We start from the raw sequence: 14501 nt of genomic DNA on the forward strand, positions 1-14501 counted from the left end.
AGGTTTCCTTGAGTGAGAAAAATATTTATCTCGATTTCTTTGCTTTAGATAATTTAGCCTTACACAATCCTGATTATCTGGACAGTAAAAGGTTATATGCCGTATCTGCCTTACATTTGCAAAAGGTAGTTGCCAAACCTCTTGAAGCTTTACGTCGCACCATGGCTCTAGAAGCGGTGATCGAAGTAAGCTTGCTAGATTCGATGCTCTTACGAGCACAAAGGTTTTTCTATACTTTACCTTATGCGGAAAAAGGAGAGTTTGCTCATACTTTAGGGGCATATCAATTTTTTCTCTATTCTAGTGAAAAAGGATTTGGGCATTATCTTGCTAATGCCCCTAAAGTAACTCAAGCTCGTACGGTAATTGAACGCTTTGCTAATGGCATTCTTTTTGTAGCTGCTAATTTAATTACTCTGGCCTTAGAAATGAGTCGCAAGGTTAGTTTGAGTTATAACCAAAAAAGCTATAGCGAGTTTGGTGTGGATTTACAAACTTGGGTTGAGGACTTTAACTTACAAAGCAAGTTAACCTCTTATATTCCTCTAAGCTGGCATCAGCCTAATGATTTAAGCAAGGGAGAACTAACCCAAAAATTCAAAGTATTTAAAGACGCTTTATTTCCTCCTGGCTTACAAAGTTATTTAACTTGCATCTACCCAAATTGGGAAAAAGCCTTGTTTGCGATATGCTCCCAGCAAGGAACTGACTTGTTGCAAACAAGTTTAGAGTATGGACGCAAGGCTGCTATGCAAATTTGTCAAACGCAATTGCGTCCGCAAGAGTTAAGAAAAATCTTTAAAGAAAGTCAGCAATTATTTGCAGCTAACTCTTACGCTCTAGGACAAGAAATAGTAAGACAAGCTAGTCAGTTGCATGGCAATCAACACCTTGCCTGCTATTTACAACAAAAAGTGGCTTTTTGGCAATTGCATTTAGCTTCACGTAACCTCAAGCATCAAGAGGTCATAGACCTCTTGCGTTGGGGCTGGGTAGCTGACTATTTAGATTTGCATTGGCAAGAGCTCAGTGGTTTGGCTCTCAAACAAATGCTCCAAAAACTGTGCCAAGAGTATAAGCAAATGGATGCCACTAAAAGTCAAGCGAAAAAGCAGTATATGAGTAAAGCTGGTACCCATGCCTCTTACTCTTGTATCGATGATTAAGATGAGGAGACCTAGAGATGGCAAAGAAAAAAGAGAAGTACTCTTATACCCCAATAGGGCTAGAGCTTTTATATGATGAAGTGCTAGAAGGGGAAGGGAAGGCAGAGTTAGAGCAAAGAGGACAAGACACAGAAAAAGAGACAAGGGCGAGACAAGCAGAGGTAAACTCTAGCCAGAGTCAAGCTCAAGGAGGTTCTCAAGAGCAAGAAAAGTCTTGCTCCAATGCAAGCTCAAACTCTAGCCAGAGTGCTCAAGAGCAAGAAAAAGCTTGCTCAAGTGCGAGCTTAAACTCTGCTAAGAACTTAGAAGAACAAACCCTTGCTAAGCAAGAGATTGTCGAAGCTCAAGCTGAAGAGGCAAATGAGTTCTGGCAAGAAATGCTCACTGATATACCGCAGTATACCAGCCAACAGCTAGAAGAGATGTTTGCTTATTACCAAGGCTATGAGGGAGAAATGATTCCTGAGTATGGAGAGCTAGAACCGCCACCTGAGTGGGTAGAGCAAGAACTTGCTGTAACTCCTGAAGATATTGCCTATTACGAAAACTATTGTCAAAGTGTTAATTTTGCTCAAGAGGAACTCGAAGCCTATTGGCAAGGGCAAGAAGTAGGATCGTCTTATTTTGTAGCCGAGTTAGAGGCAGGGAGTGAAGCTGAATTAGAGTTTGGGAGAGAGCCTGAGTTAGAGTTTGGGTGCGAGCCTGAGTTAGAGTCTGGACGAGGTTCGGAGTTAGGGGCTGGACGAGGTTCGGAGTTAGAGTCTGGACAAGGTTCGGAGTTGGAGTCTGTATCTGCTTTTAAGGGAGATTCTGATTTAGCCTCAGGATCTGCTCTTAGAGAAGATTGCGTAGAGTCTAGGCATGATCTTGGTGCTGATTCTGGAGTTAGACCAGTTGCTAGTCCACTAGACGAGCAAGCTCAACTTAAAACAAAAAGCACCACTCCCATTTGGAAAAAAGCTCAAGCTTTAGTGCACGAACAAATAGATAAAGAGCAGGCTCGGGAACATATTCAAGCTCGTATTCAAGCCAATAATCAAGTTGCTCTGACAAGTTTAGAGAACCTACCCGAAGCTGATAAAGAAAAAGAGTGGTTTGAGGATTTAGAGCAAAACATTGAAAGCATGGCACAACGCTATCAAGATGAGCAGGTCAGTGATCTAATTGCTTATTTAGCACAACAACCGAGCAAACCACCTCCTGCCAGTCAGACCTCTTATCAAACAAATGTTCCTCTGAGTCCCAAAGAACGAAATATTTTAGCTTGGCGACAAAAGAAAGACCAGCTCTATCAACACCAACTTGAAACTAGTAAAAGATTGCAACGTCGTCCTTTGCTAAATCGCATTCATGCTTTATCTAACCTCAGCGAGTTAATGCATATGTGCGGTGATCCTGCTATTTTAAGTCACAACTTTAAATTACGCAGTAAGTATCTTTTACATCTGGTACAGCAAGGCTCTTTTGCTCCTGCTAAGTTTATGGCACAAAACAAATCTTTGTTTTTGGCAAATATGGTCAAGCAACTGGCAACTTGGCAGCAAGTAGCCCCGCATTGGCAAGGACAAGAGGATCCTGCTTGGCAATTATTTGCTCAGGCACAACAAGTGGATTTTGTTGACTGTGATTTTACTGAAGTAGATTTAGATTTAATCGCTTCTCTATACCAAAAGAAAAACTCTAATCTTTGGCAAGAGCAAGCAGCCCGTTTGGTGTTGCAATGGCAACTTTTTGAAAAGTTTGCTGCTCTAGCAAAAAATAAAGCTCAGGAGAGTTAGTTATGTATGACGATGATGAAGATCTAGACCAACCTAATGCCCTCAAATCTTTATTGGATTTGTATGATGTAATGCGGGTAAGGTGGCAAAAAGAAAACCCTGGTGTGCATATTCCCACACGCCAAGAGTTTGTGGAAAAAATGAATCGTGGGGAAACTATTACTTGGCAAACTCCAGAACCGCCAACTAAATCTCCTCCAGTAAAAAAAGCTAGTAAAAAGGGGCAACCAGTTAAAGCTTATCAAGAGCTTTCGCAAGTAAGACTCGATGAACTTTTTTATAGTTTTGAGCAAATGCCTGAGTCAAGTATGGTAAAGGGAATAAACCAAGACAGCAGTTGTCGCCGCATCAATAACTTGCGTAAAAAGGTTAGTGACAATATGACCCCACCCGCACAAGAACCAGCAGTAAAAAACCTCGCTCGTTATGATTTTGCTCGCTTAGGGCAAGAATTGTGTCATAGTCCTGAAGGACGAGCTGTACAACAAAACTTGGTAGAGCAACAATTGCATTTAAAGAGTCAGGACTTTTTACTGCTCGAGATAATGTCGGTGTTATATGACTTTAGTGTAAAACAGCTCGAACAGGATTTTTCTCCCACCAAGCTCGAAAGTTATTTACAGCAGTATGGTTTAGTGCATGGCGAACAAAACACCAGTGTTTTTTTAGGGCAAGGGGCTTTTGTTCCTTTACGAGCAAGTGGCTATACTGGGGCTGTTAAATCTGAAACTAAAGCCCGAGCGAGCCTTGATTATCAAGCTTTGCTTGATTATTTAGCCGAGCACTTACATCCCGATACTTGGGCGTATTTGCAACTTAGTCAAGTTGAACGCTATTTAGTGCAATTGCTTTATCAACCCCAACATAGTTTGCAATATGATGCCCAAGCTCAGCAAATAAACTATAGCTATTTTTTAGATTTGCCCATTTTGCATCTGCTCGTGGAAATCTATGGTCAACGCGAGGAACATTTATGAAAAAATATTTATATTGTCAGTGTGGACTAGATTACTTTTTTCCGCAAACTTGGCAAAAGTATTTGTTGGCAAGGTACGCCAAAGAAGATGTGTCTATTCATTGGCGCGAAAACTATGAGCAGTTATTAGTTAACCTTGCCTTGGGACTAGGTGTAGGTTATTGGGGCTTGGGGTGTATTTTGGCTTTGTTTAACTACTTGCCAGGCAGTTGGGTAAGTTTGTTTTTTGCGTTGGCTTGTTTTTGTTTGAGTTTAAGTCTTTATCCCCAAGCCTTATTTAATCGGCAATGGCTCGAACAAAGATACACGCGTCCTCTGTTACTAACTAACTCTCTTGCTTTACAGCAAGAGTTAGATCCGCAAAAATGGTGGTTGGGCAAGGGCTTTTACTGGGATGCACGGCATAGTTTTAAACAGCAAGCTATTCAACAAAAGTACAAGCTTTCCCAACACCAAAGTTATATTTCAAGTTCGCGCATGGGGTCATCTTGGTTACATGCTCTAGAGCATCAAGAACACAACCTCTATCTCGATTGTGAGCATACGAATGGTCATATGCTCATAGTTGGAACCACAGGTTCGGGCAAAACTCGGGCATTTGATTTGTTGATTCAGCAAGCGATTATGCGTCAAGAAAGTGTAATAATTATCGATCCTAAAGGAGATCACGATTTACGCCAAAAGGCTTTGCATACATCCTATCGCATGAACTTGGCTACGCGTTTTTTAGCTTTTAGTCCTGCTTTTGCCCAACAAAGTATTGCTCTGGATTTATTGAGTAACTATGCTAAAACTTCGGATCTTGCCCAACGCATAATTTCTTTAATGCCCAACTCGGCTCATGCTGCTCCGTTTAAGGCTGTTTCTTATCAGACAGTGCTAACAGTAATTGATGCCTTAACCCTACTCAATCACAAGATAACCCTTGCTAAAATTTATCTGAGTCTAACCGTGGGCTTAAAAGATCTAGTTATTCAAGTAATGCTTTATGCCTGTAAAACCTATGACATTCCGCAGTATCTTGAAATTCTTGCCCAAGAAAACCTTGATACTCGTGCCTTAAAAAATGTCCTGCGTGCCTACATAAAAAACTATCATCCTTTAGTTAAGCAAGAAGCGATTTTGAATTTAATTGAGTTATATAATCATGACTCTACTCATCTTGGGAAAATGCTTGCCACTTTACTGCCTGGGTTACAAGTTCTAGCTACTCCACCCATGAATGAGTTAATTACCCCCGAACTTGAAGTAAGTGGGCAAAGAATGGTGTTTAATCTCCAGAGTTTAACCAGTACTAACTATATTCTCTATATTGGCCTCGACAGTTTGTCAGATGCCACTTTATCGGGCAATATTGGTAGTTTACTTCTTTCGGATTTAGCCGCTTTAGCAGGTTCAATATACAACTACAAGGATATTAAAAAGCCGATTAACATTTTTATTGATGAGGCAGGTGAGGTAGTAAATGACGCCTTTATTCAAATTCTCAATAAAGGTAGGGGAGCAGGCTTGCGCTGTTTTACTGCCACCCAAACTATAGCTGATTTTAATGTGCGGATCGGAGATAAAGAAAAAACCCGACAAATGCTAGGAAACTTTAATAACTGGTTGGCTTTGCGGACTACCGATTTTGAGACACAAAAATACCTTGCTCAATCTTTACGTCAAACGCGCGTAACCGTAAAACAAAGTAACTATATGCAGCATGATGCCTTTACTAATAACTCTTATAGTGATGCTCTCAACCATGAAAGTACCCTTTTAGTGACGCCAGATATTCTTGCTGAGTTACCAAATTTTGAGTACATAGCTCGAGTAGCGGGGGGACAGGTTATTAAAGGGCGTTTACCTATAGTAACCGAGGAGTGAGTATGAGATATTTTTATCGTTTTCTCTTAGTTTTATTTTTGAGTAGTATGTTGGGCTTGTTTGTTTATGGTTTTTTAGCACTCAATCGTCAGCATCTAATTGAGGCAATAGTTCTAGCCTTTGCTAGGCACGGACCTGCACTACAAGAGTTTGCTAATTTAGTTGCCCAAGGAGATATAGAACCCTTGCCTAATTGGCAACTTTGGGGAGTAGAAGCTGATCCGCGTCCTTGGTCACAAAGATTGCAAGAAGGGCGTTGGCAAGAAAATCGCATTCACGAGTTTATGCTAACTTTAGATTTATACTTGATTCTCTTAAAACAGAGAGCTTGGAGTTTTTTACCTATATTGCTTTTAAGTTTACCGCTAATTGGCTTGCTCTTTTACTGCTTACGCATTAAACGTTTAATTCAACAAGACTATTTAGTTTACACTTCGCCATTGCAAAAAGGGATATATGTTTATGCTCTGGGAGCTAGTAGTTGGTTGTGGATGTTTCTTTTTGCTTTGCCTTATCCGCTTAGTCTTACTTATATAGGGGGAAGTTATTTACTGGTAGTGGTTTTAACTTACAAGGTAAGACAAATTGTTCAGGTGTCGGTACGGCAAAATGCTTTAACGGTTAATTAAGAAGAAACAAAAGTAAAAGCAAAAACAAAAGCAAAACTGAAAAAAAAGGTAGGTTAAGCAAAGCTAAAGCACAACTGCAAAATGGTAAGTTAAGCAAAGCTGAAACCAAACTGAAAAAATAGTAGGTTCAGTAAAGTAAAAAACAAAAACAAAAAAGGCAGGTTAAGAAAAGAAAAAGTGAAAAATTCTGAGATAAAATGAACTTAGAAGGTTTTTAGAAGGTTTTTAGAAGGTTTTTAGAAGGTTTTTAGAAGGTTTTTATTTTAAGAGGGAGATTTTGTCTTCCTCTTCCTTTATATGACAAATTAGTTGAGATTGAATAGTTAAACTGAAGAGATTGAACTTTGAAATATTCTTCTATACAAGATTGAACTTTGAAATATTCTTCTATACAAGATTGAACTTTGAAATATCCTTCGATACAAGATTTAGCTATGCAAGATAAGTTCTCGTAAGATTCTATGCACTATGTTTATAATAACTCTGTTTTAGTTAATTATTCATGCTTTGATGATTTAGGTTTTTAATATATCTGGATTTTAGTTGATTACTAATTTAAATAATTAACCTTAAATAATTCCCCATAATTTTGAGCTATGAAAAAAATGTCAGTGGTAATGGAAAAGCAGTAATGGCAATATTTGCATCGCCATTGATGACGACTAGCGTTAAAATAATCATTATGACATTTTTGACAACGAGTACAAATAACATGATGAAGATTATCACTTTGTTGCGAACGTTCTTTGATTAGCATTTTCAAAATATCAATATCAGACATCTCACTCACTTGTGCAATAGACAAGTGGCGAGCGTTTGCTGATAAAAGAAAATGCTGTGCCATAAAAAGAAATCCCTTTATTGAAATTCTGTTTAGCCTTTTAAGGCTTAAAGCAAAAATTCAATAAAGGGACTTCAAAATTTTTATGGCTTAAGTTTTAATTTAATACTGAAGTAATGTCAAATTATTTTTGTTTGTCAAGCAAATTTACAAAAATTTGTTTAGGTATTAATTCCTTGATTTTTGTGGTGGTAATATAGGTTTATTTGATTTATTTTTATAGGACTTATCTCATCAAAATATACAACTAATAAAAACTAATTGATATAATAATTATAATTTATTAAGTTGTTAAATCACCTAACTCTTTCACAACTTCTTGAATTTGACTAACAGCTTGCCATTTGCTATCCATTGCATTTTTAATTTTATTTGAGATCTCTAAAATTTTATTCCTATCATTATGTATAGGCAATTTTAATTCTTTCCAACGATCAGCTATATTAGGTAAAGTAGTTTCTATTAATATTTTATTTTTAGCTTGTTCTTGTGTGATCCAATGACTTAATAAATATAATAAATAATAAGGTGTTATTCCATATTTATTATTAGGTAGAACTCTTAAAACTAAAATTTCACGAGTTAATAAAACTTCTGTATCAAAAGGAGATATCATTGCAACACTTCCAATCCTATAGCTACCTCTCCTCACATATAATATATCGCATTCATGTAATGTTTTTTGCTCACTAAAAATTTCTTTATATGTGTTATATGGAATTTTTGATGTTGGGTCTTTATAAACTTCCCAATTCACTATATCTTTTACACGAATATATGGAATATCTCCTTTTCCTTTATTTTCAGATTCAGGTGAACCATGTCCATCAAAATGTTTTATAACTTTTGATGAAATTAATTCTTGAATAGAAATTAAAGATATTCCTTTTTTATCAGCATAAGTTTCTAATTCTTTTGTTTTTTCTTTCCAGTAATATCGAGGTACATATACTTTTGTTTTTTTTACAATACTAGAATCTACTAAAAAAGAATATCTAATATTATCACTAAATTCTTCATTATTGACAAAGGTAGTCCAATTACCCCCTTTACCTTTTAATTCTTTCAGTTCATTAATTTCACTGTTTATGATCTTTATATCATCCCAAAGTTCATTTGTAGACTTATGATTGGTATAATCCCATCTAAAAATCTCTTTACCTTGATGATCATGCCCCATTTCTTCAGCTACACACATTAATATTTTATCTTGCTGTTTTGTGTTTTTTTCAAGAAATACAGCAATACATTTAGCATTATTATGAGGTCTAAATGTATTATGAGGTAAATCAATTAAGCAAAATATATTATGTTTTGCCAGAAACTCCATTACATATTGAGCTCTTGGAGCATGAAAGTAGGTTTCAGGAATAATCAGCCCCATTCTTCCCCCATCAATAAGCAAATCCAAACATCTTTCAATAAAGAGAATTTGCGGAGGCATCTCTGTATTTAATTTATTTGTTTCAATATAATAATTACCATTCTTTTTCCACTTTTTAGCTAGCTTATATTGTTCTAGTTTTTCTCTTCCTTTAATTTTTATATCTTTTCCAAACGGCGGATTAGCGAGTAAACAGTCAAAAGAATTTAAATGTATACTTTGTTGAGTTTTTATACACCAATGAGACGGTAATTCAAGACTATCTTCACAAAAAATACCTCCTTTTCCATCTCCTAATATTGCCATATATGCTTTAGAAACTTTAGCTAATAATGAATCTTTTTCTATTCCATGAACTAATGTCATTGCTGTTTTTTGTTTTTCTTCATTAAGAGCTAAGTTATTCCATCCTAAATATTTTGCATCTTCCTCTAATAGATTCCATAAATAACGTAGTGATTCAACAAGAAACCCACCTGAACCACAAGCTGGATCAATGACTTTTTCATCAATACCTTGATTCAAAATATTAACCATCAATTTAATCACATTTCGAGGAGTAAAGAATTGTCCCTGAGGACCTTTTAAAGCATAACCAATAAAGGTTTCAAAAGCATCAGCAACAACATCTCTTTCAGCATCAATTAAACAATAGTTTTGTAATTGCCCAACAACATAATATAAAGAATGATCATCTAAAGTTATTTTATCATTCGTATCAAAAACTTCTTTATATTTTGATTTTACTGATTGAAATAATTCATTAATTCTATAGGCAACATCTTTTTCTGATTCATTTACCCCCGCTCTAAATTTAACAACTTCATTGGGAGGAGTAAATTTTTCATCATAAATTTTTGTAAATATAATATTAATTAATTGTTTTGCTAATTCTTCATCTCTAGTTGTTCCAATAGCATTACCAGCTAAATGATTACGTAATGAATTAAAAATAGCTTTTAAATTATGCGGAACAATTAAATCTTTTCTTTTATATAACCCAATATCTTCTAATCTTTCTCCTCTTTTAGGTATATTAGGAATCTGTTTAAATACTAATCCATTTTCAGTTATTATTTTTTGCAAATAAACGGGGGTATCTTTTCCATTATACCAAACACCTAATTCAGCAGATGACAGAGTCAAATAGTCTTTTAGCTGGGATATCCCTTCCTTTATCATAGATTGTTTACATTCAACTATAATATAAAGCTCATTCTCTTTTTTTTCTGATGTTTTAAAGACTGCAATATCAATGGGGAAGCTACCACTAGTATCTGATGGGGATTTTTTTACAAAAAATTGAGGTCTGGTAATAATTTGAGATTTCTCATAATTATAATCATTTACTAGAATTTGAGAAAATGGTTGGGTAGCCTGAATTTCTTCAGGTGTGCTTTTAATATAGATGTTAGAAATATAATCTAAAATATAACCTTCTCTTGATTCTACTATTTCAGAAGATATAGATTGTTGGCTCATTTTTATCCTTTTTGATTAAATATAAAATAATATTTATTGTTTTTCTGAAATTTCTTTAAAAGAAATTGAAAAAGCATCTTTTAATTTTTTAGGCATCAAACGATAGTCTGTAATCAATTTTTTTCTTGCCCTGTAATCGAACTTTCTAGCATTGCTGTCTGAAACATCAATCCATTTCTAGAGAGCAACCAAGTTACATTTACAGAAAGTCCTTTATGAATTTTTATTAAAGCCTCCTCGTTTGGATCTCTTCCTTCTTTTAAGTAATTCATTGCTGAACGATAAGAAATTCCAGTCACGTTAGAAAATTCAGTAACAGCCATATTCTTAACTTCTAACACCTGTTTTAAACGATCACATATGCACATTATTTCATATTCATATAGCATATAAAAGTTTATTCATATTTTAATTTGGTTAGGGTAAAACTGCAATTATGGCTCAACAATTTTTACTTTCATCCAAAACAAAAACTCTTTCTATTCGTCAAGTAGTGAGCTTGACGGATGAACAAGCATTTAATTTGCTTTGTGAAATAAGATGGGGAAGTCATACTATCGTCACTTGTCCTCAATGCGGTTGTGTTCATCAAGCCTATTTTATTGCTACTCGTAAGCAATTTCGTTGTAAACATTGTCGCCATACCTTTAGTCTTACATCAGGAACTATTTTTGCTCATCACAAATTATCTATACAAATCTATTTATTAGCAATAGTGTTATTTTTTAATGCGGTTAAAGGTATATCTGCTTTACATCTATCACTTGATTTATGTGTGCAATATAAAGTCGCTTATGTACTTGCCAATAAATTACGCAAAGTCTTACTAGAATAACGAGAATTAAGAGTATTACAAGGTGAAGTGGGGATAGACGGTACTTACGTCCACACAGCTCCACGTAAAACTAATAAAAAATCTGACCGCATTGACTATCGCTTGAAAGAAAATCAAAATCATCACAAGCGTTGTGTTATTGTTGCTTGTGAACATTATACACCAGTAGAAAAATCAGTACATAAGAAAGGGGCAAAACATACACAAGTATTAATGACTTACGCTGAAACAGCTAACGTTGTGAAAAAGTTTATTCAAGAACAAACTAAAATTAATACGGATGAAAATTGTGCTTATGAAGTTTTAATGCCATTTAATAAACTTTGCACCGTAATTCACAAAGAAAAATATTGCATTTTCTCCATAGAGAATAATGAATATACTCCCTCGCAAAAGAACTTTGATTCTATTCGTAAACAACTTAATAAATTCCATAAAGATGGAATTATTACTCGCATTCAAATAGATTTTAAGACTGTATATTGGCAGTGGAAAAACTAAGTGTAAAGTTTATTTAATCGCCCAAAAGCCCTACCGCAATTCTGAACTCCCCTTGTTTTTTAATCCTATATAAAATTCGTTTTGTTGCTTGATAGTGCTTATCTCCCACATCTACAAAGATAGACAGTCCTTGCGAATTAAGCACCTTTTTCGCGATTTCTTCACACATCATCCAATGTTCATGTTGTCGTAAAACTTGTGCTATTAGTCTTGAAGTAATCAGGCGAGAGGTTTTAGCTGTTTTGTCGTTATCATTAGGGATGAAATAAGAAAGTAAAGTATCTACTTCCTTGTTTAAAACATTCATTTGCTCCACATTATTTCTTGCTTTTTTTTTGTATCTTGATTAAACTTGCTATTAACTCGGTTTTGTTGAGCTTTTGTGCCATAATAAAGTCCTTATTGTTAAATTAAACTAATAAGGACTTTAACAAAATTTAATGGAGTGAGTTACCTTAGCTAAAGTGTGGAACTAATATATATGAATGACAAAATTGAATTAAGAGATGCTAGTGCTTTAATTAAACAAAAGCGCAGTAACTTGCATTTAACTGCCAAAGAATTTGCTGATGCTCTTGGAATGGGAAAGTCTGGAGAGCGAACTTTAAGAAGTTGGGAAGCTGGGGAGTCTACACCCTCTCCTTTGCAGTTACAAAGGATATTAGACTTTGCCCAAAAGGCACCTTTTGTTTCTCGTGCCGAGGCACCTTTTAAAGTAATAGATCTTTTTGCAGGTATTGGCGGGATTAGATTAGGTTTTCAGCAAACAGGTAAAACCCATGTAGTCTTTAGTAGTGAAATAGATAAATTTGCAGCTAAGACCTATCGCCTCAACTATGGGGAAGAACCTTGTCGAGATATAACCCAAATCAGTAATGAGCAAATTCCTGAGCATGATATTTTACTAGCTGGTTTTCCTTGCCAAGCTTTTTCTCAAGCTGGGAAAAAATTAGGTTTTGCTGATACTAGAGGTACCTTGTTTTTTGAGGTAGCAAGAATTTTAGAAGCTAAACGTCCACGTGCTTTTTTACTTGAGAATGTAAAAAATCTCGTTTCCCATGATCGAGGTAATACTTTTAAAACTATTATTAGAGTACTCGAAGAATTAGACTATCAAGTTTATTATCAAGTACTTAAAGCTCGAGATTTTGGCGTACCACAAAACCGCGAAAGAATTTACATTGTTGGCTTTGATAAGCAACAAGTAAAGGCTTGTCGTGATTTTACTTTTCCGCAAGCAACAGGAAAAGTAACACGAGTAGGGGATATTCTCGAAACTCAGGTTGATAGCAAGTACACTATTTCCGATAAGCTTTGGCAAGGGCATCAACGTCGTAAAGCCGAACACCAAGAAAAAGGTAATGGTTTTGGTTATAGTTTATTTGATCATGAGAGTCCTTATACTAATACTATTTCTGCAAGGTATTATAAAGACGGTAGTGAAATTCTTATTGCTCAAGACAAGGCTAATCCACGTAAGTTAACTCCTCGTGAAGCAGCAAGACTGCAAGGTTTTCCAGAAGAGTTTATTATTCCTGTAAGCGATATGCAAAGTTACAAGCAGTTTGGTAATTCGGTATCAGTACCAGTAATTAATGCTATTGCCAAACAAATCTAGAGATCTTAGAAAAGAAAAGTTAGTTTTGGCTTCACTACCTGAGAGTAAGTTAGAGAGTAAATTTACTTGAGGGGTGTAAGGCAAATAATTAACCACTATTTACCTCGGCAAAAATTGCTTTTTGCCGAGGTAAAAACTGTTAGAGAGTAACTTGTGGAGCTAAAATTTAGGGATAAGCTTATTTGGGTTTGTTTGGTTTAAAAATATTGCTAATTAACAATCTCTAATCTATTTTAAAAAGTAAAATCACTATTTTACTTTTTACAAAAAATCGGGGTAATACCTAAAAATTGTAGGTGAATCTTTTACAGATTTCAAAGTTATATCTGTTTATTTATCATGGTTTTGTCCGCTTTAATAAGATATCTTATTGAGTTTTAGTACAAAAACAAAGACAATTTTTTGCAAATAATTTGTAAAGTTAGTAATATATAGGTACAGTCTTCTGGTAAAAAATTTAAGGCTCGTTTTATCAGAAGACAAGGATATCTATAACCTTAGCATAGATATTTTATCTGTTTGTTAGGCTCACTAACTTAGTGAGCCTATTTTAGGCACAGCCTAAAAAATTAATTCTTAGTAGTTTAAGCAATAAATCAAAACCTCTAGAGACTGTCTAGAGGTTTTTTTGTAAACGAAGAGTTTTTTGGTTATCTTTAACTTATGGCTGGTGTTTGCCTCTAAGTTTAGTGTTGATTTTTTTTGTTGGTTTGCTAGCTTTGTCTTTGAGCTAGAGATTGGATTGTTGGTTTTGTCTTGGAGCTAGAGTTTTTTTGGTTAGTTTTGCGTTGGATCTAGAGTTTGGCTTGCTAGTTTTGCGTTGGAGCTTGGGTTGCCTCCTAGCTTAGCCTTTTACCTTCTATTTCTTATTTATTGGCAATTTTAAGAACAATAACTCCACCAATAATCATAGCTACTCCTAGCCAACTTAAAAATGTACTAGGTTCTCTAAAAGCTATAACTCCTAAAACAAAAGTACCTGCAGCCCCTATACCTGTCCATACAGCATAGGCTGTTCCCATAGGAATAGATTTTTGTGCCATGAATAAACAAAAACCACTGAGACCAATACAAATTGTTGCCATTAAAATGCCAAGTAAGCGATGTTCGGCAGCCTGAGCAAGTTTAAAGCCAACTGGCCAGCCAATTTCACAGATTCCTGCCGCGATTAAAAAGAGCCAAGCGACCATCTTGGTAATTCTCCCTTATGTAAGTTATGCAAAAAAATAAATGAATTATCGAATGTTAGTAAATTAAATAACGAATGCCAATAATTGCATTAGCAAGTGCTGACAAATGCATTATCTATGCCAATAAGTGTATTATCGAATGCCGATAAATGGATTATTGGTTTTTTTAATTTGTAATATCCATTAGTAGTTTTCTAAAAAAGTGTAGCTAATCAAATGTAATGCTCTAAAA

At 35.2% G+C, this 14501-nt stretch carries 12 protein-coding genes and 1 pseudogene; 8 read left to right on the forward strand and 5 right to left on the reverse strand.

What is annotated here, in order from left to right:
- The first annotated feature begins 8 nt into the window (after window positions 1-8).
- From CJP74_RS00035 to CJP74_RS00055, 5 genes are read left to right on the forward strand one after another with little or no spacing between them, the layout of a single operon-like run.
- Window positions 9-1166: a hypothetical protein gene (locus CJP74_RS00035; RefSeq protein WP_119496231.1), complete on the forward strand. Its 1158-nt coding sequence runs from the start codon at window positions 9-11 to the stop codon at window positions 1164-1166.
- Window positions 1167-1183: 17 nt separating this feature from the next.
- Complete coding sequence (locus tag CJP74_RS00040; RefSeq protein ID WP_119496232.1) at window positions 1184-2944, forward strand: hypothetical protein; 1761 nt, start codon at window positions 1184-1186, stop codon at window positions 2942-2944.
- A gap of 2 nt (window positions 2945-2946) precedes the next feature.
- Window positions 2947-3921 (forward strand): hypothetical protein, encoded by a 975-nt coding sequence (locus CJP74_RS00045; protein ID WP_119496233.1) that lies wholly within the window; start codon window positions 2947-2949, stop codon window positions 3919-3921.
- Window positions 3918-5789 carry a conjugative transfer system coupling protein TraD gene (gene traD, locus CJP74_RS00050; protein WP_119496234.1) on the forward strand — a complete coding sequence of 624 codons (1872 nt, stop codon included), beginning with the start codon at window positions 3918-3920 and terminating at the stop codon, window positions 5787-5789. The genes CJP74_RS00045 and traD overlap by 4 nt, the downstream gene beginning before the upstream one ends.
- Window positions 5790-5791: 2 nt before the next feature.
- Entirely contained in the window at window positions 5792-6418 is a 627-nt protein-coding gene (locus CJP74_RS00055; RefSeq protein WP_119496235.1) for a hypothetical protein, read from the forward strand.
- A gap of 550 nt (window positions 6419-6968) precedes the next feature.
- Here CJP74_RS00055 and CJP74_RS07995 read toward each other — a convergent pair.
- The 3 genes and pseudogenes from CJP74_RS07995 to CJP74_RS00065 form a co-directional block, all read right to left on the reverse strand.
- A complete protein-coding gene (locus CJP74_RS07995; RefSeq protein WP_147397024.1) occupies window positions 6969-7262 on the reverse strand; it encodes a hypothetical protein in 294 nt (97 codons plus the stop codon).
- A gap of 280 nt (window positions 7263-7542) precedes the next feature.
- Entirely contained in the window at window positions 7543-10125 is a 2583-nt protein-coding gene (locus CJP74_RS00060; protein WP_119496236.1) for an N-6 DNA methylase, read from the reverse strand.
- Window positions 10126-10158: 33 nt separating this feature from the next.
- Window positions 10159-10493: pseudogene (locus CJP74_RS00065) on the reverse strand (helix-turn-helix domain-containing protein).
- A gap of 68 nt (window positions 10494-10561) precedes the next feature.
- Between CJP74_RS00065 and CJP74_RS00070 the strand changes: the two are divergent.
- Window positions 10562-10960, forward strand: coding sequence for a transposase (locus tag CJP74_RS00070; protein WP_119496237.1), 399 nt, complete (start codon window positions 10562-10564; stop codon window positions 10958-10960).
- Window positions 10961-10987: 27 nt separating this feature from the next.
- The gene (locus tag CJP74_RS00075; protein ID WP_119496238.1) at window positions 10988-11461 is read left to right on the forward strand and encodes a transposase; all 474 of its coding nucleotides are present in this window, start codon (window positions 10988-10990) and stop codon (window positions 11459-11461) included.
- A 13-nt stretch (window positions 11462-11474) separates the two neighbouring features.
- Here the strand turns inward: CJP74_RS00075 and CJP74_RS00080 are convergent, their stop codons facing one another.
- The gene (locus CJP74_RS00080; RefSeq protein ID WP_147397025.1) at window positions 11475-11768 is read right to left on the reverse strand and encodes a hypothetical protein; all 294 of its coding nucleotides are present in this window, start codon (window positions 11766-11768) and stop codon (window positions 11475-11477) included.
- 174 nt (window positions 11769-11942) lie between these two features.
- Between CJP74_RS00080 and CJP74_RS00085 the strand changes: the two genes are divergently transcribed.
- Window positions 11943-13079: a DNA cytosine methyltransferase gene (locus tag CJP74_RS00085; RefSeq protein WP_119496240.1), complete on the forward strand. Its 1137-nt coding sequence runs from the start codon at window positions 11943-11945 to the stop codon at window positions 13077-13079.
- A gap of 866 nt (window positions 13080-13945) precedes the next feature.
- Here the strand turns inward: CJP74_RS00085 and CJP74_RS00090 are convergent.
- A complete protein-coding gene (locus CJP74_RS00090) occupies window positions 13946-14269 on the reverse strand; it encodes a DMT family transporter (RefSeq protein WP_119496241.1) in 324 nt (107 codons plus the stop codon).
- Window positions 14270-14501: the final 232 nt, after the last annotated feature.

It is taken from the genome of Psittacicella melopsittaci, assembly GCF_003585925.1.
GTDB classification, from domain to species: Bacteria; Pseudomonadota; Gammaproteobacteria; order Enterobacterales; family Psittacicellaceae; genus Psittacicella; species Psittacicella melopsittaci.